Source organism: Candidatus Merdisoma sp. JLR.KK011 (assembly GCF_036941125.1).
Classification (GTDB): Bacteria; Bacillota; Clostridia; order Lachnospirales; family Lachnospiraceae; genus Laedolimicola.
The window spans coordinates 504,557-530,230 of the sequence record NZ_JAYWSZ010000003.1; the positions used below are offsets into that span (position 1 = coordinate 504,557).

Sequence of the window (25,674 nt, forward strand, 5' to 3'; positions counted from 1 at the left end):
ATGGGAGAGGATGCGGCCTGCACCTATCCCTGCCTGCTGAATGCAGAAAGTATCTATGCCGCATTCTGTACCAGACCGTAAACAGGAGCTTTGAGCGTCATAAGGGCATCTTTGATTTGAGACAGCAGTGGAAAACCTATGTTTTGTTTCTGATGACAGCCCGGGCAGACGGGTTGTATGATGGATATGGGGAGCTTGATTTTCTGTTTCCCTTTCCCAGGGTGAAAAGAGGTTCCAGGATTGTTCTCTACGGTGCGGGAGCCTATGGGCAGAGGATATACCATTTTCTGAAGAAAACGGGCTTTTGTTCCGTAGCCGCATGGGTAGACCGCAATTACAAGGAGCTTGGGCGTATGGGGCTTCTGGTGGAGAGCCCGGAGGTAATTCCAGGCGTGTCCTATGATGCCATTGTGATAGCCAACACCTATGAGAGATCCAGAAAAGCGCTGTATCAGGATCTGATTGGAAAGTATCCGAAAGAAAAGGTACATATGCCGGATGTGGAGCTGATTTTTTCGGAGGAATCCATGAAAGCCTTTGGCCTGACGGAAAATGCCGGATAGAAAACGAGGAATAGCCATTGAACAGGCGGCCCGAAGTTGTTATACTAGAGACAACGGAGGGCTGCTTTTATCGTTAAGCGGCCATGAAAGGACGGTACGCATATGGCAAGAACCGTAGGAATCGGACTTCAGAGCTTTGAGAAAATAAGAGAAAATAATTGTTTTTACGTGGATAAGACGGGATTTATCAAGGAGTGGTGGGAGAACAGGGATGACGTTACCTTGATTACCCGTCCCAGACGTTTTGGAAAGACACTGATGATGAATACCGTGGAGCAGTTCTTTTCTGTAGAATGCGCAGGATGCGGCAGACTGTTTGAGGGGCTTGAGATCTGGAAGGAAGAAAGGTTTCGCAAGCTGCAGGGAACTTATCCGGTGATATTCTTAAGCTTTGCGGAAATCAAAGAGAGTAACTATCAAGATGTCCGCAGAAGAATCAATCAGATACTGACAGGGCTTTATGCAAGGCACTATTATCTAAGGGACAAGGATGTCTTGACAGAGGCCGACAGGCGGTTCTTTGACAGCGTCCGGGAAGATATGGGGGATGTTGAGGCGTCCATGGCCCTTCAGAAGCTGTCGGAGTATCTGTACCGGTATCATGGAAAACGGGTAATTATTCTTTTAGATGAGTATGATACGCCTTTGCAGGAAGCTTATGTGGGAGGTTACTGGAAGGAGCTTGTATCTTTTACCAGAAGCTTTTTTAACACTGCATTTAAAAGTAATTCCAGTTTGGAACGGGCTATTATGACGGGAATTACCCGTGTGAGCAAGGAATCTGTTTTTTCGGATCTCAACAATCTGGAAGTGATCTCAGTTACGTCAAAGAAATATGAAACAGCGTTTGGATTTACACAGGAAGAGGTGTGGACTGCGCTGGAGGAGTATGGCCTGTCTGATCAAAAGGATAAAGTAAAAAGCTGGTATGACGGATTTGCATTTGGGAATCAAAGGGATATCTACAATCCCTGGTCGATTTTGAATTATCTGGATAAGCGTAAGCTTTCCACCTATTGGGCCCCCGAATACCATAGTATTCGGGTCGCAGGCAGTCGCCAAATGTCCACAAGTGGCCACTTGGCTCGTTGCCATTGCGAAAACACCAGCAGCAACAGCCTGGTGGGCAGGCTGGTCCGTGAGGGCAGCCGGGAAGTAAAGGAAATCATGGAGGATCTGCTGAGAGGAAAAACTCTTCGGACAGAAGTGGATGAGCAGATTGTATACAGCGCGCTGGAAGGGAATGAAAATGCCATCTGGAGTCTGTTTCTGGCCAGCGGCTATCTGAAAATGGAGGGCTATACCTTTTGCGAGGAATACGGCAGGGAAGAATATGAGCTGGCGCTGACCAACCGGGAAGTGTGGATCATGTTTAACCATTTACTGCAGATGTGGCTGAAAGAGAACCTCTCTGCGTATAACGGATTTATTAAGGCTCTGCTGCGGGATGAGCTGGAGGAAATGAACGAGTATATGAATCGGATCACGGAGCAGACCTTCAGTTCCTTTGATACCGGGAAAAAGCCGTCAAAAGCTGCGGAACCGGAGCGTTTTTACCACGGCTTCGTCCTGGGGCTGCTTGCGGATCTGAGGGGGCGTTATGTCCTGACCTCCAACCGGGAGAGCGGCTTTGGACGTTATGATATCATGCTGGAGCCTCTCCAAAAGGCTGATCCGGCCATTATTATTGAATTCAAGGTGTTCCGTCCTGGGAAGGAGGAGACCTTGGAGGACACGGTGCAGGCGGCCCTTGCCCAGATAGAAGAAAAGAAGTATGCTGCGGCCTTGGAAGCAAAAGGAATCGCCCCGGAGCGGATTTGGAAGTATGGGTTTGCCTTTGAAGGGAAGAAGGTTCTCATCGGGTGAGCATAGTTCTTGGATTGAGAGTGCTCAGTGATTTAAAGAATGCGTGAATTGTCAGAAAAAAGTACACATTATGAAAAATTCATTTTCATAATGTGTACTTTTTTGTGCTAAAGTTCCAAATTTGTTACTGTTCACTCCCTACATTTGACAATTGTGAAAAGTGGGGAGTGAACCAATGTCATTAAGTTAAACAAGGCTTGTCAGAGGAACCCTGCCATAAATCAGCCATATATTGTGATGATATGAGGATTCTGTTAGCTGTCAGAAGTTCTATAAGCTGATCTGCAGTATAATGGGAAGTTTTTTGGTATAGCAAACAGACAGATTGCATATCTGCCTCAAATAATGGTATACTGTTAGCGGCAGTTGCGCTTTATATGAAACGATAAGCGAAACTGGCTGGTGCTTGGAACCTTAGCTGGCGGGCATAGGTTCTCTCTGGCCTGATCGGCAGTATATAACGGCTGATCAGGTCATTTACGCTTCCGGGACCCACATGGTCTGAAAGGAATGCAAAGCATATTTTTATTGCCATAGACAAATTGACTTGATATTCCCATTTCTCCGTTCTCTTTTCTATGGGAACCTCCATGGTTATAATCGTGCAAAAATTATACAGGGTCATCCGGCTAAGAATCTCGAACTCGATGTATTCCGGAGACTTGGAATGAAAGTTTGCGGTTCCGATTGTATGCTTCAAATCACGGAAAGAAGTTTCCTGGCCCCACCGGAGATAGTAAAGTCGCTTTATCTCTTCCAATGAAAATTCATCCGAGGGGAGATTGGTAAGGATATTCTCAAAAACCCCTTCCGCTATCTGAAAACGAACCACACGCAGCCGCATATGGTATTCCGGAGAGTTGTCCGAGATAAAGTCAAAGGGGACAGTTTTGCATATATAGCGGTACAGGGGGGCTGATTCCGGGTGCTGCATTTTCTTTCTGGCCCTGGACCGGGAAAGGATAACTTCTGTCCAGCCATCCATCCGGTCCGTCAGGCTGTCGGCTGCAAGGAGACGTTTTATGTTGATGTCTTTGGTGCGGATGGCAAAGAAACAGCCTTTTTCAATGGCATGTGCAAAGACGTTATAGCTGGAAAACCCCCTGTCAGCCACGAAGATTGGGAAACCGCCATAAATATAGCGGTCAATGAGCTGGCAGATAGCGTGAAATTCATTTTTGAGTTTTCCCGGCTGGAGAACCATATCCAAAAACCTCTTGGAAAGCAGGTCATACAGAGAAATGGTATGGAGAGAGTTGAAGCCTCTTTTAGACCTTCCGCTTGTAGGATGGAAGGTGGAAGGGTCCCCAGGGTTCCGGGCAATGTTAAATTCACAGCCGTCTACGGCAATGAGGGAATACTTGCCCCAAAGCCCTTTTGCCGGGAAACGAAGGTTAAACTGCGTGAGGACATGTCGGAAAGCTTCGGGAAGGAGCTTGGCCCGCTGTTGGATGAAGGAGGAAGCAGAGGGGATTTCATCGGGAAGGAAATAAAAATATTTCAATAGTTCGTGGTTGATGCAGCCGCTTTCCATAGAGAGAAAGAAACGGATGAGTTGAGCAAAGCCCAGCTTACGGTTACGGGTAAAGTCCTTTTTTGGTTTTTTAACGAAGCAGGCAGTGTTGCAGGCCATGTTGTCCACGATCGCCCAAAGAGTGGACTTGACCTTTTGAGGAAATGACATATAAGTACCTCCTTGAAATTGAAATAATAGTTTTGTCTTCAATTTCAAGGGCCGCTCTCGCCGCCTCTTAAAATATAATCAGCAGCGAGAGCGGCCGCACATTTTAGGCTCTGTGTCAACCACTTTTTGAGAAATTTATTGATAAATTTGAGTTAGACCATAGGATAAGATTTTTTCAATCAGCTTAACTTAATGACATTGGGAGTGAACAGTAACGAATAGCGAAAACGCAGCGCCTATTACTAAAATGTTATGATTGTTTATCTATTAGAAAGATGCTATAATAAATACAATATTTGACAAGCGGAAAGGCGGTTTCCTGTGTAAAATTGCCAATATACCAAGGAAAAACAGTATAGAATAAATATAACAAGGATTGGAGGTATTACCTATGACAGCTTTACGGCAGACAGCCATGAAAGAATTGGAAAAATTGCCAGAAGATAAAGTGAGTTTTATTTTACAGATTATGCAAGGGGTTAACGGTCTATATAATGATAACCAATCAGAAAGGAAGGAGGCATTTACAAGATTAGAACAGTTACGCAAAAAAGGAACCGTTACTGATTATGATGCTGAGTTGGCTTCTTATAGGGAAGAAAAATATGGTAAATAGGATTCTTATTGATACAAATGTGTTGCTGGACTATCTTCTTACAAGAAAGCCATTTTATGAGGAAGCAAAGAAAGTTATGCTTACTTGTACAGAGGGAAATACAAAAGGCTGTATTGCCGCTCATTCAATTTCCAATATGTTTTTCATATTAAGGAAAGATTATGATGCAAAAGAGAGACGGGAAATATTGTCTGGCTTATGTACAATCTTTGATATTGAAGGGATAGACAAGAATAAATTATTGTCAGGACTACGGAATGAAGATTTTTCTGACTTTGAGGACTGCTTGCAGATGGAATGTGCAAAAGCATATGGAGCGGAATATATCATAACAAGGAATATAGCAGACTATAAAATGTCAGAAGTAAAAGCAATTTTACCGGAAGATTATTTAAAGTTATAAAAGTTTGATTTGCGGCGAAAGAAGAAGCACCAACGGATGAATCAATCATCTGAAGGTGCTTCTTTTATGTCCTGCTGCTTATTATGGATTTCAGTAACAGCTTTTTGGAGATAGACGTTTTTCCAATTCTGTTTGATAGTTTCCTGTTGTAGTTGGTTAATACGGTTGTTTAATCGCTTCCTTAAACTTACTGATATTGGGAGTGAACAGTAACTATTTACCTGTTACTGTTCACTCCCTACATTTGACGATTGTGAAAAGTGACGAAATTTAAATTTTTTATATGTGGATAAATAAAGCGGACAGAAAAATGATGTTTATAGTTTTTCTGTCCGCTTTATTTATCAGAAAGTTATCCACATTTCTGTCTTCCGTTTCGTCCCAGGCATGCTTCCTTGCCCTCTTTTTATGGATAATATTTACTCGCTTTTTTTAAATTATCCACCGTCAAATTGACCATGCCCTCAAATACGGAAATTCGCATTTTGAGGGCATCTATAGTATAATTGCCTTATGAAAACGGAGGATTGAGAGAATGAAAAACATGGAAGATGAAATCGTCCTGCTTAACAAGGCCGTTGCCTGTCTCGAAGAGGAAGTCCAGGCAAAAAATGAAATCATCAGGCAGCAGGAACGCATCATTAAGGCCCAACAGGAACACAACGGTGAATTATCGGCGCTGATGAACAGAATTCTTGACTCCTTAAAGAAGGGCTGACCACATGAACGCTTCCTTTGAATACACCACCACTCTTGAATACAGGCTGAAAGCGGCCAACGCACAGATATGCGCTTTCAAATCCGGTGAAATATATGTCCGCATGCAGGAGGAATACCTGAAAGAATTACGTTCTTTGGAACGGGAAATCCGGAAATTGAAGGACGAGCTTTCACGTGCCCGCAGTGAAACCGTTTCCGTCCGCAATCAATGGTTTGAGATATTTGAAGAACTTCAAAAGGAATGCGAGCGAAAGCTGTCGGCCTTGCGAAAAGAATTGGAACGAATGGAAAGGCGTGCCATAAAGGCAGAAAGACAGAGAGACGCCGCACTGGACAAGGCAACCCGGCAGCGCCATAAGATCTATGGGCTGGAAACGGCGCTGGAAGAGGAAAAGGGCAGGAACTTGAAGCTGAGGGCGCAAATCAACCGGGATTATGAAAATTCCTCCATCCCTTCTTCCAAAACGCTCCGCCGCAAGAAGATCTCCAACGGCCGGGAAAAAAGCGGCCGTAAGCCGGGCGCCCAGCCGGGACATCCGGGACACCGCAGGAAAAAGCAGATCCCTGCCACGGATCCGGTTCTGCTGCCGCCGCCCCGGGAAGTGCTGGAAGATCCGGATTTCAAAAAGACTTCAAAAACGATCGTGAAACAGCTGGTCAACATACGTACGATACTGGAGGTCACGGAATACCACGCAGATGTGTATTATAATTCCAAAACCGGCGAGCGGATCCATGCGGAGTTTCCTCCCGGCGTTGTGGACGAGGTGAATTATGGTGGAAGCGTCAAGGCCTTCCTGTTTCTGTTGAATAACGACTGCTGCACTTCCATCGACAAAAGCAGGAAATTCCTTTCCGATTTGACTGATGGCAGGCTCAGCATATCCAAGGGCATGGTTAATAAGCTTGGCAGGGAATTTGCCAAAAAAACGGAACAGGAACGAAAAGCGACGTTTGCCGATCTGCTGCTTAGCCCCGTCCTTCATACGGATTGTACCAACGCAAAGGAAAACGGAAAAAATGCTTATGTATTTGTGTGCGCTGCCCCGGATGGAAAAGCGATGTATTTTGCACGCAGGAAAAAAGGGCACGAAGGAGTAAAAGGCACCCCGGTCGAAGATTACCAGGGAATCCTGGTTCACGATCATGAGAAAACCTTTTATAACTATGGTGCACAACACCAGGAGTGTCTTGCGCATGTCCTCCGCTATCTGAAGGACAGCATAGATAATGAGGCTGACCGGACCTGGAACAAGGAAATGCGTGCTCTGGTACAGGAAATGATCCACTACCGGAACGGCCTGCCGGAAGAGGCGCCTCCTGACACCGAAAAGGTCAGGGAGTATGAAGAACGCTACCGGGCAATACTGCAAAAAGCGAAAGAGGAATACGAATACATTCCAGCAAGTGAGTATTATAAGGACGGATACAACCTGTATCTGCGGATGGAAGAATACATGTCCAACCATCTTCTGTTCCTGCATGATCACAGAGTTCCGGCTACAAACAATGAAGCGGAGCGTCTGCTTAGAGGATATAAGCGCAAGCAGCAGCAGGCTGTGTCATTCAGGGGATTCGAGTCCATCGAGTATCTCTGTGAATGCATGAGCATGCTTATTCAGATACGCCAAAACGAAGAATCAAATTTATATAACAGAGTATCCGAGATATTTGGATAAAGAAAACCGATGGTTTCGACTAAGATTAGTCTACACCATCGGTTTGTTTATCACAAGCTGACCTCTGAACAGTAACATTTACCTTGGAAATAGTTTAAGAAAAGACAATATTAATTGAAAGAGCGGCCCGAAGTTGTTATACTAGAGACAACGGAGGGCCGCTGTTATTATTAAGCAGCCATGAAAGGACGGTACGTATATGGCAAGAACCGTAGGAATCGGACTTCAGAATTTTGAACAATTGATTACGAATGATAATTTTTACGTGGATAAAACCCTGTTTATCAAGGAGTGGTGGGAAAACCAGGATGCGGTGACCCTGATTACCCGTCCCAGACGTTTCGGAAAAACGCTGATGATGAATACCGTGGAGCGGTTTTTCTCCGCAGAGTATGCAGGGCAGGGCGAACTGTTTGAGGGGCTTGCCATCTGGAAGGAAGAGAAGTACCGGAAGCTTCAGGGGACATATCCGGTGATATTCTTAAGCTTTGCGGAGGCAAAGGATAAAAGTTTTTCCAAGATGAGGAAAACACTGTGCCAGCTGATTGCCGAAGAATATACAAGGCATATGTTTTTACTGGAGGGCGACGTCCTTAATGAGCAGCAGAAGGATACCTTTCTAAGAAAGCATGTGGACATGGAAGATGTGGATGCGGTTCCTGCTTTAAGGCAGCTTTCGGAATATTTGTTCCGTTATTATGGAAAAAAGGTGATTCTTCTTTTGGACGAATACGATACGCCCATGCAGGAGGCTTATATAAGCGGATACTGGGATGAAGCGGTAAGCTTTATCCGGAGCTTGTTTAATTCTACCTTTAAGACGAATCCCTATCTGGAACGGGCCATTATGACAGGGATTACCCGGGTGAGCAAGGAGTCCGTTTTTTCGGATCTGAATAACTTGATGGTGGTTACAACCACTTCCGATGCCTATGCGGACTGCTTTGGCTTTACAGAAGAGGAGGTATGGGCGGCCCTGGAGGAATTCGGGCTTTTTGAAGAGAGGGCCAGGGTAAAGAACTGGTATGACGGATTTACCTTTGGAAAAAGGAGCGATATCTACAATCCATGGTCGATCCTGAACTACTTGAAGACCGGAAAATTTTCAGCCTACTGGGCGAATACAAGCAGCAACAGCCTTATCGGAAAGCTGATACAGGAGGGAAATCCCAATATCAAGATGATTATGGAGGATTTTCTGCTGGGGAAATCCTTTCATGTCCAGTTTGACGAGCAGATTGTATTCAGCCAGCTGGATCGAAAGGAGAGCGCTGTCTGGAGTCTGCTGCTGGCCAGCGGCTATCTGAGAATGAAAAGCTATGTCTTAAAGGGGGGAAGAACCACTTACGAGCTTGTCCTGACCAATGAAGAAGTACGCCTGATGTTTGAAGAAATGATTGAGGACTGGTTCGGGGGAGATCCCCTGTCTTACAATGAATTCATCAAGGCGCTGCTCTGCGATGACAGAAAAGGCATGAATATCTATATGAATAAGATTGCGCTGTCTACCTTCAGTTACTTTGACACAGGAGCCAGGGCTTCCGAATATACGGAGCCGGAGCGTTTTTACCATGGCTTTGTGCTGGGGCTTTTAGTGGAGCTGCGGGAGCGTTATATTCTCACTTCTAACAGGGAAAGCGGCTACGGGAGATATGACGTGATGCTGGAGCCGCGCAGAAAGGAAGAGCCGGCGATGATACTGGAGTTCAAGGTTCATGATCCGGATGAGGAAAAAACATTGGAAGACACGGTACAGGCGGCTCTTGCACAGATAGAAGAAAAGAAGTATGCTGCGGCCTTGGAAGCAAAAGGAATCGCCCCGGAGCGGATTCGGAAGTATGGGTTTGCCTTTGAAGGGAAGAAGGTTCTCATCGGTTGAGTAGAATGAAAGGCGGAAAAAGGATGGCAAGAACTGTAGGAATCGGGCATCAGAATTTTGAACAATTGATTACGAATGATAATTTTTACGTGGATAAAACACTGTTTATCAAGGAGTGGTGGGAAAATCAGGATGCGGTGACTCTGATTACCCGTCCCAGACGTTTCGGAAAGACACTGATGATGAATACCGTGGAGCGGTTTTTCTCCGCAGAGTATGCAGGGCAGGGCGGGCTGTTTGAGGGGCTTGCCATCTGGAAGGAAGAGAAGTACCGGAAGCTTCAGGGAACTTATCCGGTGATATTCTTAAGCTTTGCGGACATCAAGGAGAATTGTTTTTCGCAGGCAAGAAAAAGAATATGTCAGAACATCCGGCGCCTTTATGACAGATATGATTTCCTGCTGGAGGGAAATTGCCTGCGAGAGGGGGAAAAGGAGCTTTATCGAAAGATTTCTGCCGAAATGGAGGATTATCTGGCAGTTGATTCCTTAAAATATCTTTGCGACTATTTGTCCCGTTATTATGGAAGAAAGGTGATTTTTCTTCTGGACGAGTATGACACGCCCATGCAGGAGGCTTATGTAGGCGGCTTTTGGGAGGAAATGGTTTCTTTTACCCGAAGCTTATTTAACGCCGCCTTTAAGACGAATCCATACCTGGAACGGGCTATTATGACAGGGATTACCCGGGTGAGCAAGGAGTCCGTTTTTTCGGATCTGAATAATCTGATGGTAGTCACAACCACCTCCGACGCCTATGCGGACTGCTTTGGTTTCACAGAAAAAGAGGTATGGGCAGCTCTGGAGGAGTTCGGACGTTCGGAGGAAAAAGAGGAGGTTAAAAATTGGTATGACGGATTTACCTTTGGAAAAAGGAGCGATATCTACAATCCATGGTCGATCCTGAACTACTTGAAGACTGGAAAATTTTCAGCCTACTGGGCGAATACAAGCAGCAACAGCCTCATCGGAAAGCTGATACAGGAGGGAAATCCCAATATCAAGATGATTATGGAGGATTTTCTGCTGGGGAAATCCTTTCATGTCCAGTTTGACGAGCAGATTGTATTCAGCCAGCTGGATCGAAAGGAGAGCGCTGTCTGGAGCCTGCTGCTGGCCAGCGGCTATCTGAGGATGGAAAGCTATGTCTTAAAGGAAGGAAGAACCACTTACGAGCTAGTCCTGACCAATGAAGAAGTACGCCTGATGTTTGAAGAAATGATCGAGGACTGGTTCGGGGGAGATCCCCTGTCTTACAACGAATTCATCAAGGCGCTGCTCTGCGATGACAGAAAAGGCATGAATATCTATATGAATAAAATTGCGCTGTCTACCTTCAGTTACTTTGACACAGGAGCCGGGGCTTCCGAATATACGGAGCCGGAGCGTTTTTACCATGGCTTTGTGCTGGGGCTTTTAGTGGAGCTGCGGGAGCGCTACATTCTCACTTCCAACAGGGAAAGCGGCTACGGGAGATACGACGTGATGCTGGAGCCGCGCAGAAAGGAAGAACCGGCGATGATACTGGAGTTCAAGGTTCATGATCCGGATGAGGAAAAAACATTGGAGGACACGGTATGCGCTGCGCTGAAGCAGATAGAGGAAAAGCGGTATGCCGCAGTTTTGGAGGCAAAGGGGATCGCCTCAGAGCGGATTCGGAAGTATGGGTTTGCTTTTGAGGGAAAGAAGGTTCTCATCGGGTGAGCATAGTTCTTGGATTGAGAGCGGCTCAGTGATTTGAAAAGTGCGTGAATTATCAGAAAAAAGTACACGTTATGAAAAAATTATTTTCATAATGTGTACTTTTGTAGAATGAAAATGCAGGGGAAAAATTTGGAACTTTAGCACAAAAAAGGAAGAAAAAAAGGTTGCAGATTTAACTAATGTTATGGTAGAATGATGCCGATAGAAGTATAGACAGACAAAAACAAAAAAGTACACCTTTTGAGGATGACGTCCATGCCGTCAAAGACTGTTTACAAAATCATACGCCAATACAGCAAGGGCCCCGTTCCCCCGGAGGATATGCAGAAGCTTCTGGAAATCGCAGAAGATTACGGGAAGGTAAAGAATTATGTGTATGCACGCTTCGGCGGAATTGGAGGCCTGTCCAAGCTGTATCCCGGCTACACCGTGCAGAATGAGATGACGGCCAGCGGCTTAAGGGATACCTTAGGAATGCCCTCCGTATACTTTTATCTTGCTGTCTTTGACGCCCTGGGAGAGCTCAAGGCCCAGTGGACCAGGACCAAGGCCCGTGTCCAGAAGAATGTAAATCAGAATGCAGGCTTTACGGAGGAAGAGAAGCATTACCTCTGCTTTCTCATAAAAGTGAGCACCGCCTTTGAGAAGGTATTGAACCAAAAGCCCGTAGAGCTTACCAGAGAACTGACAGCCCGGCATGAGCTGCTTGCAGAGCATCTGGAGACAGAGCGGCTTCACCGCTATCTGTGCAGACAGGTGAGAAAATGCCACGTAAAGCCCCATACAGAGAACACGCTGGGCTTTGCCGTCTCGGAGAGGGCTTACCGCTATGGGGACGGGGGCATATACATCTCCACCAAGGAAAAGAGAAAACGGATCTTCATACCGCTGACGGACGGCAGCCGGTACAAATCCCAGCTTTATATCAAGCTGGATCCGAAAGAAAGCGCCCTGGAGATTTATGTGCCGATTCAGACGGCCGTCCGTAAACATCCCGATTATACGGGAAGGATCGGCATCGCCTTTGGAATGTACACCATGCTCACAACCCATGAGGGACACCGGTACGGGGAGGAGCTTGGGACGTATCAGACAGCTTATACGGACTGGATCCGCGAGAAGACGGCAGGCTATCAGCGCAGCCGGGAGAGCAATCCCGGCCGGAAGAAGTACTACGCCAGGAAAAGGAAGCTGGAGGAACAGCTTCACGGCTATATCAACCAGGAATTGAACCGCTTTCTCAGCACCGAAAAGCCCCGGACAGTTTATATGGCAAAGCTTCCGGGAACACAGGCAAAGGGGAGTAATAAGAGAATCAACCATTCCGTCAGCCTGTGGCAGAGGGGCTATATCCGCAAGAGACTGGCCCAGAAGTGTGAGGAGCAGTCCGTTGAGATGGTGGAAGTTCAGGGAAAGGATATCAGCAGGGAGTGCAGCCGGTGCGGCTTTGTTACCGCGGGCAGGCCGGGAGGAAGCGCCGGGGGAAAGCAGGACAGGAGGTTTATCTGTCCCTCCTGCGGCTATGAGGAAGAGGAAAAGACTAACACCGCCCTCAACGCTAAGAAGCGTGGGCAGGGAGAAGGCGGATTGGAAAGATCATAAGAACAGCCGTTTAGATAAGCGCCGGTGATGAGCCGGGCTTTACCGGAAGGACTAAGAGGCAGGTTCATGATATAAAAAGAAAGAACGGCATTAGAAGGCAGGGCTTGAAGGAAGCTTGAAGACCTGCGCATTGGGTAGGCCAGGACCCTGTGAACATGCGGAGCGTGAGGTAGCAGGGAGCGAAGCGGAGGCAGGCTGCCGCCGCATCACCCTGGGAGCTGTGGAGCTTTTGGGTGACCAATATATCGGTTATAAATAAAGCAATTTATGTATTTTATAGTTAAATGAATCAGTCATGTCAGTTAAATCCAAATAGTCATTTCAATATTGTAGGTCATTACTCTAAAAAATACGAAGTACTTATTTTAAGATTATTAGCATAACGGGTTAGGTTAAGGAGATATATGGAAAAGGTTTGTATTTATGGTTGTGGGAAAATAGGGAAAGAAGCTGTTAGGTTTCTGGGAAAAAAATCAGAGATAGATATTTTGTTTTTATGTGACAAGGATCGAAATATATGGGGGACTTATGAGAACTTTGATGTGGTTTCTCCAAAAACATTAACGAGCAGGATTACAGAGTTGGATTATGTAATAATTGCAACTTCATTTTTTAATGAAGTAATAGAAGAACTGTTGCTTCTTGGAATAAAGAGTGAAAAGCTAAAAATTTATGAGGTACATAGTCACTTGTATAAGACAATACAGGAATTATATAAAAATGATTCCTGGTCCCAGGATGGCGAGGATGTATATCTGCAGCAGAAATTTGCAGGAAAAGAAAAAGGTTTTTATGTAGATGTGGGAGCCTTGCATCCCTATAAATTTTCTAATACTGCGTGGGCATATGAAAGAGGATGGACAGGCATCAATATAGAACCGAATGTGGATTCTTTCCGATTATTTGAACGGCTGAGACCGGAGGATATCAATCTGAATTGTGGAATTGCTGACAGAGAGGGGGAAATGACCTATTACTGTTATGAAGAACCTGCATACAATGGTTTTGCCGCATTTATGTATGAGGCTTTGCCGATTGTTGAAAAAAGACAGATTAAAGTTCGGAAATTATCCAGCATTTTTGAAGAATATGAAGTGAAACACATAGACTTTTTGGATATTGATGTGGAAGGGCTGGAAATGAAGGTATTAGAGTCTATAGATTTTTCCCTTGATATTGATTGCATACTACTGGAACAATTTGAGAGACCGGAATTTTTATGCAATACGGCAGAGTATCAATTTTTAAAAGAAAAAGGATACGATGCGGCTGCCAAGTATGGCAGAACCGTAATTTACGAAAAATAAGAGATTTTACTTGAATGCTGTTAAAAGACAGGGAAAGCGAGAAGTGTTTTGGAAGAAGACATTATGCGAAAGTGGTGTATCGTTGAGATTTTAAATGGAAAAAGCGGAAGCTATATTCTTACAGATTATGGAGAGATTTTTTTATATTCAGAATTGTTTCAAGGGAAAAAACTTTTGAATGTGGTTGGAAACGGCAGCTGGCGTGCTTATATTACAATGATTGAATACGAAAATAAATTGATTTTTCCACCCTATTTAGGAAAAGACATTGCAATATATGATTTGGAAGAGAAAAGGCTTCAATATATACCAATATCTTTAAAACATGAACCCAAAGAACAGAAGTTCAATTTATATAAAAAGGCCGTTGTGTGGAAGGAAAAGGCTTTCTTTATCGGAGATATGGATTCGTCATTGATTTCTTTGGATATGAAAACATATAAAATAGAAAAATGTACAAAATGGCAGTCAGAATTTAAAAAGCAGTTTGGAGAATCAACTGGCACACATACCCATACGGATCTTTGTGTGGTAGATCATTGTTTCTGGATTTCCCTGCAAAAAGCCAATTTTATTATGGAATATGATATGGAAAAAAATGTTTCTTCTTTTTACCGTATAGGGGACAGAAAAATACATTATAACACCATTTGTTTTGATGGGAAGGAGTTTTGGCTGAGCGGCGATAAACAATTTCTTTGTAAATGGAATAAAAAAGAAAATGTCATAGAGTTTTTTGAAAAATTTCCGGATGATTTTGAGATAAATCTGGAAAATGGAGCAAGAACAGAGCTTTTTTCATGCAGTATTTTGTGGAATCAGAGTATTTATTATGCTCCTTTGAGTGCAAATATGTATATCCGGGTTGACTTGAAATCCCAGGAGATAAAGCAGATAGAAAAGCGCGGAAAAACAGGATTGAGTATGGTTTTGAAGTCTGTAGCAGACGGGAAAATGCTTTATGGGGAAGAAATGGACTGTGAGAGATCAGAATATTTTAAGAATTGCTTGATAAATAAAGATAATTCGTTGATTAAAATGAGTATTTTATTTACACAGGAAGAAGAAATACAATTTCTGGAGCGTATCATTTCTTTAAAGATGATAACAAGGGAAAAAGGCAGTCAAAGTCTGCAATATTTGTGTAGTGACGGAACCTCAGAAAGGGAAGAAAACAGGATAAGTGATAACCAAAATACTGAAGGCAGGGAAATTTATTATGCAATAAAAGGCTGAGAGCCTTTTAAAAGGGATATTTATGATTATGAAATCGATAAAAGAATTGAAGTTGGTTGATGTAAAAATAGTGATTTTTGGAGCCGGTGATTTTGGCAGCTGTGCGTATTTATATTGCAGCAGGGCTTTTCCACAGACATACATAAGTTTTTGTGACAATAATAAGGATAGGCAGTCTGAACGGATTCAGGGGTGTGAAATAATTTCCCCTAAGAAAGCAGTATGTTTATACCCTAAAGCTGCATATGTTCTGGCTAGTGCTGATTATGCAGAGGAAATGTATATTCAGCTATCTCAAATGGGGATTCTGGATGAACAAATATTTTTGTTTGCAAAAGAAGAATGCTATCATTTGCTTACTCTAGACGAGATGTGGGAGATTAATAAAAAAGGATATGAGCAATTAACCCATAGGACTTTGGATAAAAGAAAGCTGAATACTTATACAGAGAAAATGCAGTATTCTAAAATTTATGATGCAGATGGATTAAGGACAAGATTGACAGATAAGTATCGGGTAAAGGAGTGGGTAAAAGAAAAGATAGGTGAGGAGTATGTTGTTCCTCTACTGGGAGTTTATAAAAATGCAGATGAAATTGATTTTGATAAATTACCAGAAAAGTTCGTACTGAAAGCAAATCATGGCTGCGGAATGAATTATATTGTGAAGGATAAAGAAAAAGAGGATATTACTCTGCTGAGAGAAGAACTGCAAAAATGTCTGGAGTATCATTATATGGATTTAAGTTTTGAATTGCAGTATCGGGAGATTCAGCCTTGCATTATTGCGGAGAAATATATAGAGGAATTCCATAAGGAATCTTATGACTATAAATTTTTCTGCTTTGATGGGAAGGTACAGATGATTATGATTGTAAAGAATATAGAACAAGAGGATGCAGCCAGATGTTTTTATGATGCGGATTTTCATTTTGTTCCTTGTGAACTAGACGACGGAGTTCGTATGCCGGAGGTTCCTTTTAAAAAGCCGGCATCTTTGGAGAAAATGGTAGAAATCGCAGAACAATTATCAGAGGGAATGGATCAGGTTCGGGTAGATTTGTATGCTCCGGGGGAAAATATATATTTTGGAGAGATGACATTTACAAGCTGGGGCGGAAACGTAAATATTACTCCTGCAGAGATTGATTATCAATTGGGAAGTTATTGGAGATTGGGAGACATAAGATGAACCTTATGATGGCCTTTGGATGGGCAGGTGTGATGATTTGTATAGGAGTTTATTTGCGGGCAAAGATTTCGGTTTTACGCAATATGCTGGTTCCTGCAAGTGTGATTGCCGGTATTTTGGGTTTTGGTTTTGTAAATTTTTTTTTATATGCTGGTATTAGTATTGGGACAGATACGCAAATGTACACAGCAATTGTGAATCACCTGTTTACAATATCATTTATTTCAATCAGCCTCACCGAGAGTGGTTTAAGAAAAGAGAAAAGGCATGTAATAAAGGGAGCAGTTGCATTAGGCTTTATATGGTGCTTGCTTTATGCATTAACGCCTCTTATTGCCGCCAGTATTCTTGCGGTTCTGGGCAAATATGTAACTATAAATGTGATTTACGGAATGCTGGTTCCCTTTGCCTTTTGCCAGGGCCCGGGACAGGCGGCGGCCTACGGAGCAATTTTTGAACAGTATGGCTGGCAAAATGCGTCTGCAGTCGCTATTACATTTGCATCAATTGGGTTTATTGTAGCTTTTTTAATCGGAATACCAGCAGCAAAGACAGGGATAAAAAAAGGAATTGCCAGATACTGCGGAAGGCTGGATGAAGCCGTGCTGAAGGGCTATTTAAAAAAGAATGAGCAGATAGAATATGCAGTCAGGGAGACTACATGCAGCAACAATATAGAAACGCTGGCTTTTCATTTTGCTCTGATAGGTGTCTGCTATATATTGGCAGTGGGGATTTCCAAAATATTAGGATTTCTTCCTGGCTTTATGGGAACTTCTATGAGCAGCATGATGTTTATGAACGGTATGTATGCAGCCTGCCTTGTGAAATGGTTTATGAAAAAGCTGAATATTGATTTTCTGCAGGAAACAACACTGCAAAGTAAAATAACCGGCTGGGCAGCGGACTATTTGATAGTTTGTGCGTTTATGTCTGTTTCGGCAGGTGTAATCAGCGAATGGCTTGTGCCGATTATAATTGTTTCTGCTGTTACCACAATTGTAACCTTTTTTGTCTGTTTCTATTTTGGACAAAGGATTGGAGGAGAAAATGATTTTGAAAGAACACTCGGACTTTACGGAACATGTACAGGGACAGTTCCAAGCGGCATATCATTGGTTAGAATTGTAGATCCTTATTTTAAGACAACTACAGCTATCGAATTAGGAGCCTGTAATTTTGTTATGCTTGCTTCTACGCCAGTGTATTTTATTATTTTGGCACTGGCTTCTGGAAGCATTACCTTGACAAAAGCAATGATACTTTTGGCTGTCTGTGTTCTTATTTACCTGGCAATGTTAAAGATAACAAAATCCTGGGGGATAAAACCTATTTGTGGCTATAGGTAATAGAAAGAGTAAGGCGGTTTATTATGATGGAAAAGCTCTATTTCAACGGGAAAATAATCCCTATAACAAGATCTGAACCGGAGGCAGTACTGATTTCTGACGGAAAGATTAAAAAGACGGGGAAATTGGCAGATGTGAGGGCTATGGCTTCAAGCAGTACAGAAGAGATTGATTTACAGGGAAAGTGTATGATGCCATCTTTTATAGATTCCCACAGTCATATGATAATGAACGGACAAATGTCTGTTTTTGCGGATCTTACGGCCTGTAGTTCCTTTGAGCAAATCATTACAGTATTGAAGGAGTATATTGCTAGTCACTCTGTTTCTGATCGGGAAGTTGTAATAGGTTATGGCTATGATCACAATTTTTTAAAAGAGAAAAGACATCCTGACAGATTTGTGCTGGATAAAGTGAGTCAGGAAATACCTGTATTGCTTATACACATATCAGCTCATATGGCCTGTGCGAATAGTATGTTTTTAAAATTGTCGGGGATAGATGAAAATACTAAGAATCCGCCGGGAGGGCTGATAGGAAAGAGTGGGGAAGGCTCAGAGCCGAATGGTTATTTGGAAGAAGCAGCGCTGGCTTTGGTACAGAAAGCGATAAAAAGACGCTTTCCTTATCATGCAGATAAGATTGCAGAAGGAATGCAAGATGATTATATCAAAAGAGGAATTACAACTATACAGGAAGGAGCAGCAACAGAAACTGAACTGAAGCTTTTAAAATGGATGGCGGATACGCATCAATTAAAAGCGGATGTAGTTGCATATCCCCTTATTACTACCCAAGGAGCAGAGCTTATAAAAAGATATTCAGATTTTGACAGAAGCTACCGGAACCATTTAAAAATAGGAGGGTACAAGCTTATTTTGGACGGTTCGCCTCAAGGAAGAACCGCTTGGATGTCAGAGCCTTATTTAGAAGGAGAAAAAGATTATTGCGGTTATCCTTATCTGGAGGATGCCGTAGTAGAAAAATACGTGATGCAGGCTATAAAAGAGGAAAGGCAATTGCTGGTTCACTGCAACGGCGACGCCGCATCGGAGCAGTTTTTACGTATTTATGAGAAATGTATGGCGGAAAATAAAGTAGATTTACGGCCTGTGATGGTTCATTGCCAGACAGTCAGAGAGGATCAAATAGATAGAATGGCTCGTATTCCAATGATTGCTTCAGTTTTTATTGGCCATGTGTGGTATTGGGGAGACATTCATTTGAGAAATTTCGGAAAATATCGGGGAGAGCATATTAGTCCGGTGAAAGATGCAGTCGAGAGGGGAGTCATTGTTAATTTTCATCAGGATGCTCCTGTAACTAAGCCGGATATGCTTCAATCTGTGTGGTGTGCAGTAAATCGTATCAGCCGTGGCGGAAAGACAATCGGGAGACAGCAGAAAATTTCAGTTGGTGATGCATTAAAGGCAATCACGTACAATGCAGCGTACCAGTATTTTGAAGAGGATATAAAGGGAAGTATAGAAGAGGGAAAGAATGCAGATTTAGTTTTGTTGGATCGCTCACCTCTGGAAGTTTCACCTCTTGAGATCAAGGATATTGAGGTGTTGGAGACGATAAAAGAGGGAGAGACTATCTATGAGGCTTAAGAGATGGGGCAAGTCAGCGAGGTAAAAAGATGAAAACAGGAATTGCAGTTTTTGCATACAATAGAAGCCGGCATTTACAACAGGTTCTGGATGGACTGCAGAAAAATAGAAATGTAGACAAACTCTACCTGTTTCAAGACGGCCTGAAATGCGAAGCCCATAGAAGAGAATGGGAAAAGGTAAGGGATGTCATAAAAAATATTGCATGGTGCGAAGTTCAAAGCAGCTTTGCAAAAGAGAACAGAGGGCTGGCTGATTCCATTGTAGAAGGAATCAATCATGTTCTGGCGGAGAATGATGCAGTCATCGTTTTGGAGGATGACTGTGTGCCGGCACCGGACTTTATCGATTTTATGGAGCAGTGTTTTGAAAAATACCAGAACAATAAAAGGATCTACTCCGTCAGTGGATACAGCTATCCATTTCATATCAGAGGGAGCAGTGAGAGTGACGTGTATTTTTGCGGCCGTATTTCAAGCTGGGGATGGGGAACCTGGAAAGATCGCTGGAAGAAATATGAGCAGGATTACGGAATGCTCCAGCGAATGAAAAAGGATAAGGAAAAATCTCTTTGTTTAGCATTGTGGGGGCGGGACTTGGAGGAAATGCTGGTAGATCGCATCCGGGGAAACAATGATTCCTGGGCCGTATTCTGGGCGCTGAAGGTGATCGAAGAAGGAGGGCTCTGCATAAATCCATTTGAATCACTTATTCAAAATATTGGTTTGGATGGCAGCGGAGTTCATTGTGGTAAATCAGACTGTTTTGATGTCCGATTGTGCCCTAAAAAGCAGGAAGAATTTTTACTGCCTGACAATACAGAAATCACGCCGGAGACTGAAAAAGCGTTTGTCCCGTTTTACGGCAGCTATACAGCGTTAACGTACAGACAAAAGAAGGACAGGCGTTCTGCGTTGATTTACGGAGTGGGCAGCTTGTTTTCGGTAAATGAAAAAAGGGTAAATGATGATTACGATATCGTGGCCTTTGTTGACAGGAATAAAAAGGGCTATTATGCAGGAAAGAAAATTCTGCTGCCGGATGAAATAGAAAATTATGAATTTGATAAACTGGTCATCATGATTCGGGATGAAAAGGAATCTATAAGGATTGCAGAGGAGATGGTACATCGTTATAGCATTCCGAAAGAAAACATAGAATTTGGGATTGGGAAATATCATTAAGGATTACAAATCCGGTATATGGTTATGCTGGTTTTGGCTTTTAAATAGGTAAGGCGCTGGAAAGGGCTTTATGAGAGGACAGGCAAAATGATACAGCAGGAAAAAATGGTGTTCTGCACCTTGTTTGATTCAAATTATTTAGACAGAGGACTTGTACTTTATGAATCTATGAGGAAGCACATCGGTTCATTCCGATTATATATTTTTGCATTTGATGAAAAAGCTTTTGAGATTTTGTCGCACATGAAATTAAAATATGTAGTTCTTTTGTCTATAGAAGAGATAATAACAGAGGCATTGCGTCAGGTGAGGCAAGAACGGACTCGTACAGAATTCTGCTGGACATGCACACCCTTTGTGATAGGGCATGTTCTTCAAACATATCACGAGAAGCTGTGTACATACATAGATGCGGATACGTTCTTTTTTTCAAGCCCCGCCGGAGCCATAGAAGAGATTCTTGCTCATGGGTGCTCGGTGGGACTGGTTGAGCACAGATTTGAGCGGGACAGCATGTATGGGAGCTGCATATTTGATAACGGAAAATACTGTATTCAATTTAATACCTTTCTAAATGACAACGCCGGGATGCAGGTTTTAAAGGAGTGGGAAGAGGACTGCCTGAACTGGTGCTATTATCGATGCGAGGACGGCAGGCTTGGAGATCAGAAATATACGGATAAATGGAAACAGAGCTATTCCTGTGTACATGAATCTGAGAACCTGGGAGTTGGAGCAGCCCCCTGGAATCTGCACCAATACAGGATAAGCCGGAACAAAGACAGAGAAATCTATATGGAATACAGAGGCAGGAAATATCCTTTGGTTTTTTATCATTTTGAAGGCATGAAATATTTAGATAACGGCAGTATCTATTTGAGTATATGGAAACCGGAAGCAGGGGGAATGGGCAGAAAGATTCGTTTGATTTACGGGGCATACATTAGAAGAGTTCTGTCTGTCCGTATGTTTTTGGCCAGAGCATATCATGTGACTTTTGAACAAATGCAGGTTGATCATACCCTTTATTTTGAGGGAGAGCGATCATTCAAGCAGTTATGCAAAGAACAGGGCGTACTGGATGGCAGCAGAAAATGGTTTTATAACCGCAGAAATAATATTGTGTTTGTGAATAAAAAAGCTGTGAAATTGAGGTGAGAGATATGTTTTTACAGGAGAAGCTGGGGGATATCTGTGAAAGGCTGAAAGCGTTGGAACAGGTATCTGATATTGTAGTATGGGGTGCTGGTCTGCACACATGTAAGCTGTTTGAGAAAACGAATCTGCTGTCTTATGGAGTAAAGCATGTTGTAGATATGGACAGCCGGAAGCAGGGAAATTCTTATTTTGGATTTCCGATTAAGGCCCCAGAAGAAGTAGACTGGGAGAATGTGGAGGCGGTAGTCATTTCCGTACCAGGGAAAGAAGCACAGATTGAAAAAATACTCACAGAGCAGCTGGGAAACAGAGGGCTGCATGTAAAGCTGTATGAGGAGTGGGAAAGCAGTCCTTTTTACCGCTTGTATGACGAAACGGTTTCCGGCGTGCGCTATCTGGGAGATTATGACAGCTGGGACAGTGCGAAAAAAGAATGCAGAGGATATGGGGATGCTGCAATTATTGATAAAGTGAGCGGTTCCATAGGCAGGGTATTAGACGGAAGCGCGGCGTGGGAAAGAGATGGATATCTGTTTTACAAACAGAAATATGCTTATCAGATATGCGCTGCAATTTTAAGATGTGCCGTGCAGAATGAGAATCAGGGCGTACGTATCCTGGATATCGGCGGAGCGCTGGGAAGCACATATTATCAGAACAGAAACTATTTAAAAGATATCAAGAAGCTGGAATATGTAATTGCCGAGCAGGATAGTTTTGCGGATTACGGACGTGGAAAGCTGGAGAATGATGAACTGAGATTTATCCGCAGTACAGAAGATTATACAGAGTATGGAAGTTTTGACATCGTATTGATGTCTGGAAGCCTGCAGTATATTCCATGTGATAAAGAGATTATAAGAAAGGTAAGAAAAGCAGAGCCCCGTTATATTATCCTGGACAGGCTTTTAGTCAGTGACAGAAACCGGATATGCAGAGAAACCGTGCCGAAAGAGATTTGTGAGAGCAGCTATCCGGTAAGGATTTACAGGGAAGAGGATGTAAAAGATTTTTGGGGGACAGATTATCAATTAGTCGAAGAGGATATTTCCAGCGTACCGGAGGAGGCCTGTTTTCCTGACGGAAGAGCGGAATCCAGATTTTATGTATTTGAGCATACTGCTGAGAATATCGGCTGATTAAAAAAGGGGAACAATGAAAGGGATAAAATGAAAAACAGGAATCCATTAGCCGTAGGTTTTTTATTGGGAGCAGTGACAGCAGGCATTTGTCTGCTGCGTCTGCAGCAGCGCTGCATTAATAACTGGAGAGAACAGGCAGATAAGAATCGGGGATTATTCCGCTTGATGGATCAATGGGTAAGTATAAAGCAGGAAAAGAAGAATATAGAAGCCTATTTTATTAAAAATCATTATAAAAAGATAGCCGTTTATGGAATGAGCTATGTGGGTCTACGTCTTGTGAAAGAATTAAAGAATTCAGAAATAGAGATTGCATATGGAATAGATAGAAATGCTGCAAATATCTATTCGGAAATAAAATTGGTGACAATCGAGGAAAACCTGCCGGATGTAGACGCAGTGGTTGTTACTCTCGTAGATGGATTTGACAAAGTAAGGGATATGCTGTCAAAAAGACTGTCTTGTCCGGTAATAGCAATTGAAGACATCATAAATGAGATTTAATAAATACAGCATAGTATCAAAGAAGAAAGGTGAGGCACAAAAAGCAATGAAGAAGGTTTTAATTTGGGGTACGGGAGCCATAGCAAAGCAGGTGTTGTCAAATGGAATCTGCGGAGAGCTTCTTGGTTTTATCCAATCTGAAAAAAGTATGGATATGTACGATGGAAAAAGTGTATATGGGCTGGACGAGCTTCCCAAGGAATATGATTTTATTATTGCGGCCAACTCTTTTTCCGATGAGATTTATCATACATGCTGCAGGAAAAAGCTTCCTTTGGAAAAAGTACTTTTTCTTAGAGGTATAAAAAGCCGGGAAGGTTTGAAGGATTTAACGGTAATCCGAGAGGTATTAGGGGAAAAGAATTTTACAAATTACTGTGCAGAGTTTGGATTAAAGGAAGAGTCTTTTTTTGCAGATGACATAAAAAAATATACAGAGTTAAATAAGAGAGAGAATTTCCGGATACAGGAAAAGTATCTCTGGCCCATTATCTGGGAAAAGTATGCTATGGCTGGGGAAGTCACAAATTATTTTTTTCAAGATTTGTGGGCCGCAAATAAGATCCTTCATACAGAAGTGAAGGTGCATTTTGATATAGGTTCCAGGATAGATGGATTTATTGCGCACCTGCTGGCAGCAGATGTGGATGTTACTATGATTGATGTCCGGGAGTTTCCTTTGAAGATTGCGCATTTACATACCATGGTGGACGATGCCACTACACTACACCAAATACCGGATAATAGCATTGAAAGCATGTCTGCTTTGTGCTCACTGGAGCATTTCGGGTTGGGACGATACGGGGATCCGGTCAATCCGGAAGGATGTTTTGAATGCTTTAAGAATATACAGAAAAAATTAAAAAAGGGCGGAAGGCTGTATATTTCGGTTCCAATTGGTAAGGAACGTGTGGAATTTAACGCTCATCGGGTTTTCAATGCTTCCACAATCATAGAGTGCTTTTCCTCTTTGAGCTTAAAAGAGTTCTCATGTGCTGCGGAAGGCAGAATCGAGTATGATGTGGACATTCATAAATATGATCAGGATTCACATAACGGCGAGTACAGGTACGGATTATTTTTCTTCGTAAAATGATTTTTCCAGAATAGAGCCTGTGTAAAGGAGACCTGTATGAAAATTTCAATTATCACAGTATGTCTAAACAGCGAAAAAACAATCGAGCAGACCATTCAAAGCGTGATCAATCAAGATGACAGGGACTGTGAGTATATCATAGTGGATGGAGGCTCTACAGATAAAACACTAGAAATCATTGAGAAATACCGGAATCATATAACCAGAATCATCAGTGGGCCGGACAGGGGAATATACGATGCCATGAACAAAGGAATCGCGTCATCATGCGGTGATATAGTGGGGATCATAAATTCCGATGACTGGTATGAACCGGGAACCTTTGACATGGTGAGAAGATGTTTTCAGGAGTCAGATGCAGAAGCAGTCTACGGAAGGATGAATCTGATTTATGAGGATGGCAGAACGGAAGCGCTGATTCCAAGCGATATAGAAAAGATGAGGTATGAGATGGAGATTCCGCATTCGACGGTTTTTCTGAAAAAAGAGATTTATGAAAAGTACGGGCCGTTCCGGTTAGAGTATCACATTGCGGCAGATTATGAATTTATACTGAAGCTGTATACAAAAGGAGTCCGGTTTGCATATCTGGATCAGACGCTGGCAAATTTCCGGATGAGCGGAGTCAGCGTCCAGCAGGGAGAAACCTGCAGCAAAGAAACGCTGATGGCTGCACGGAAGTATCTGCGCTATGCACCGCTGGATAAGAGGGCTTCTGTTAAAAACATTCTTTTCCACCGGAAACAGGCTTTGTATTTTGAAAATGTGTTAAAGAACCTTCCAGGGAAGCTGTATGACGTACTTTTGGAAAAAGAAGGAGTCGGATTGCATGATGAAATAGCAATCTTCGGAGCAGGGAACTGGGGAAAGCTTGTGCATGACATATTGAAGCAGAGGGGGCTTAGGATTTCGTTTTTTATTGACAGCGATGCAGAAAAACGGGGGATAACGGAAAACGGGACACCGGTTTTGGAACCGGAAGCATTAAAGGCCTTTTGCGGTGTCCTGCTGCTGATGGTGAGAGAATCCAGCTATGAAATCTTACTGCAGGTTGAAAAGATAAAGAACCCGGCAGTGTACTGTATTACCTGGGAAGACATGATAAATGAGCTTGTCTGGAGCAGCAGCTGGGAAAAGTTTGTAAGCCGGTAAACGGCTGTCAGGAAATATCTGTATGG

Annotated in this window: 22 protein-coding genes; 21 read left to right on the forward strand and 1 reads right to left on the reverse strand. The window is 43.0% G+C overall.

From position 1 onward, the window contains the following. The first annotated feature begins 116 nt into the window (after window positions 1-116). Window positions 117-563: a hypothetical protein gene (locus tag VV089_RS03375; protein ID WP_334334947.1), complete on the forward strand. Its 447-nt coding sequence runs from the start codon at window positions 117-119 to the stop codon at window positions 561-563. Between the two features lie 102 nt (window positions 564-665). Further along, on the forward strand, window positions 666-2,429 hold the full coding sequence (locus tag VV089_RS03380) for an AAA family ATPase (protein ID WP_334334948.1): 1,764 nt from the start codon (window positions 666-668) through the stop codon (window positions 2,427-2,429). 373 nt (window positions 2,430-2,802) lie between these two features. Here the strand turns inward: VV089_RS03380 and VV089_RS03385 are convergent, their stop codons facing one another. Further along, window positions 2,803-4,113, reverse strand: a complete 1,311-nt coding sequence (locus tag VV089_RS03385; protein WP_334334949.1) for an IS4 family transposase — start codon at window positions 4,111-4,113, stop codon at window positions 2,803-2,805. Between the two features lie 391 nt (window positions 4,114-4,504). Between VV089_RS03385 and VV089_RS03390 the strand changes: the two genes are divergently transcribed. From VV089_RS03390 to VV089_RS03480, 19 genes are all read left to right on the forward strand, one after another. After that, window positions 4,505-4,729, forward strand: a complete 225-nt coding sequence (locus VV089_RS03390) for a UDP-N-acetylenolpyruvoylglucosamine reductase (RefSeq protein WP_172540435.1) — start codon at window positions 4,505-4,507, stop codon at window positions 4,727-4,729. Beyond that, window positions 4,719-5,132 carry a type II toxin-antitoxin system VapC family toxin gene (locus VV089_RS03395; protein ID WP_334334950.1) on the forward strand — a complete coding sequence of 138 codons (414 nt, stop codon included), beginning with the start codon at window positions 4,719-4,721 and terminating at the stop codon, window positions 5,130-5,132. The genes VV089_RS03390 and VV089_RS03395 overlap by 11 nt, the downstream gene beginning before the upstream one ends. Before the next feature lie 535 nt (window positions 5,133-5,667). After that, a complete protein-coding gene (locus VV089_RS03400; RefSeq protein ID WP_172541642.1) occupies window positions 5,668-5,850 on the forward strand; it encodes a hypothetical protein in 183 nt (60 codons plus the stop codon). Window positions 5,851-5,854: 4 nt separating this feature from the next. Then, window positions 5,855-7,531: an IS66 family transposase gene (locus VV089_RS03405; RefSeq protein ID WP_334334951.1), complete on the forward strand. Its 1,677-nt coding sequence runs from the start codon at window positions 5,855-5,857 to the stop codon at window positions 7,529-7,531. A gap of 199 nt (window positions 7,532-7,730) precedes the next feature. Next, window positions 7,731-9,410 (forward strand): AAA family ATPase, encoded by a 1,680-nt coding sequence (locus VV089_RS03410; protein WP_334334952.1) that lies wholly within the window; start codon window positions 7,731-7,733, stop codon window positions 9,408-9,410. 23 nt (window positions 9,411-9,433) lie between these two features. Continuing rightward, the gene (locus VV089_RS03415; protein WP_334334953.1) at window positions 9,434-11,113 is read left to right on the forward strand and encodes an AAA family ATPase; all 1,680 of its coding nucleotides are present in this window, start codon (window positions 9,434-9,436) and stop codon (window positions 11,111-11,113) included. Window positions 11,114-11,368: 255 nt separating this feature from the next. Then, on the forward strand, window positions 11,369-12,715 hold the full coding sequence (locus VV089_RS03420) for a zinc ribbon domain-containing protein (protein ID WP_334334954.1): 1,347 nt from the start codon (window positions 11,369-11,371) through the stop codon (window positions 12,713-12,715). A gap of 130 nt (window positions 12,716-12,845) precedes the next feature. Beyond that, window positions 12,846-12,974 carry a hypothetical protein gene (locus tag VV089_RS03425; protein WP_334334955.1) on the forward strand — a complete coding sequence of 43 codons (129 nt, stop codon included), beginning with the start codon at window positions 12,846-12,848 and terminating at the stop codon, window positions 12,972-12,974. Between the two features lie 145 nt (window positions 12,975-13,119). Next, window positions 13,120-14,022, forward strand: coding sequence for an FkbM family methyltransferase (locus tag VV089_RS03430; RefSeq protein WP_172541942.1), 903 nt, complete (start codon window positions 13,120-13,122; stop codon window positions 14,020-14,022). Window positions 14,023-14,070: 48 nt separating this feature from the next. Continuing rightward, window positions 14,071-15,258 carry a hypothetical protein gene (locus VV089_RS03435; RefSeq protein ID WP_172541943.1) on the forward strand — a complete coding sequence of 396 codons (1,188 nt, stop codon included), beginning with the start codon at window positions 14,071-14,073 and terminating at the stop codon, window positions 15,256-15,258. Window positions 15,259-15,286: 28 nt separating this feature from the next. Further along, window positions 15,287-16,450 carry an ATP-grasp fold amidoligase family protein gene (locus tag VV089_RS03440; RefSeq protein ID WP_334334956.1) on the forward strand — a complete coding sequence of 388 codons (1,164 nt, stop codon included), beginning with the start codon at window positions 15,287-15,289 and terminating at the stop codon, window positions 16,448-16,450. Further along, complete coding sequence (locus tag VV089_RS03445; RefSeq protein ID WP_334334957.1) at window positions 16,447-17,799, forward strand: sodium/glutamate symporter; 1,353 nt, start codon at window positions 16,447-16,449, stop codon at window positions 17,797-17,799. The genes VV089_RS03440 and VV089_RS03445 overlap by 4 nt, the downstream gene beginning before the upstream one ends. Window positions 17,800-17,822: 23 nt before the next feature. Continuing rightward, window positions 17,823-19,412 carry an amidohydrolase gene (locus VV089_RS03450; RefSeq protein WP_334334958.1) on the forward strand — a complete coding sequence of 530 codons (1,590 nt, stop codon included), beginning with the start codon at window positions 17,823-17,825 and terminating at the stop codon, window positions 19,410-19,412. 29 nt (window positions 19,413-19,441) lie between these two features. Further along, window positions 19,442-20,596 (forward strand): hypothetical protein, encoded by a 1,155-nt coding sequence (locus VV089_RS03455; protein WP_334334959.1) that lies wholly within the window; start codon window positions 19,442-19,444, stop codon window positions 20,594-20,596. An 87-nt stretch (window positions 20,597-20,683) separates the two neighbouring features. Continuing rightward, a complete protein-coding gene (locus VV089_RS03460; RefSeq protein WP_334334960.1) occupies window positions 20,684-21,754 on the forward strand; it encodes a hypothetical protein in 1,071 nt (356 codons plus the stop codon). A gap of 5 nt (window positions 21,755-21,759) precedes the next feature. Continuing rightward, window positions 21,760-22,893, forward strand: a complete 1,134-nt coding sequence (locus VV089_RS03465) for a methyltransferase, TIGR04325 family (protein WP_334334961.1) — start codon at window positions 21,760-21,762, stop codon at window positions 22,891-22,893. A 30-nt stretch (window positions 22,894-22,923) separates the two neighbouring features. Further along, window positions 22,924-23,400: a hypothetical protein gene (locus VV089_RS03470; protein ID WP_334334962.1), complete on the forward strand. Its 477-nt coding sequence runs from the start codon at window positions 22,924-22,926 to the stop codon at window positions 23,398-23,400. Between the two features lie 46 nt (window positions 23,401-23,446). Then, entirely contained in the window at window positions 23,447-24,496 is a 1,050-nt protein-coding gene (locus VV089_RS03475) for a DUF268 domain-containing protein (protein WP_334334963.1), read from the forward strand. A gap of 36 nt (window positions 24,497-24,532) precedes the next feature. Then, window positions 24,533-25,648: a glycosyltransferase gene (locus VV089_RS03480; RefSeq protein ID WP_172471450.1), complete on the forward strand. Its 1,116-nt coding sequence runs from the start codon at window positions 24,533-24,535 to the stop codon at window positions 25,646-25,648. Window positions 25,649-25,674 lie beyond the last annotated feature (26 nt).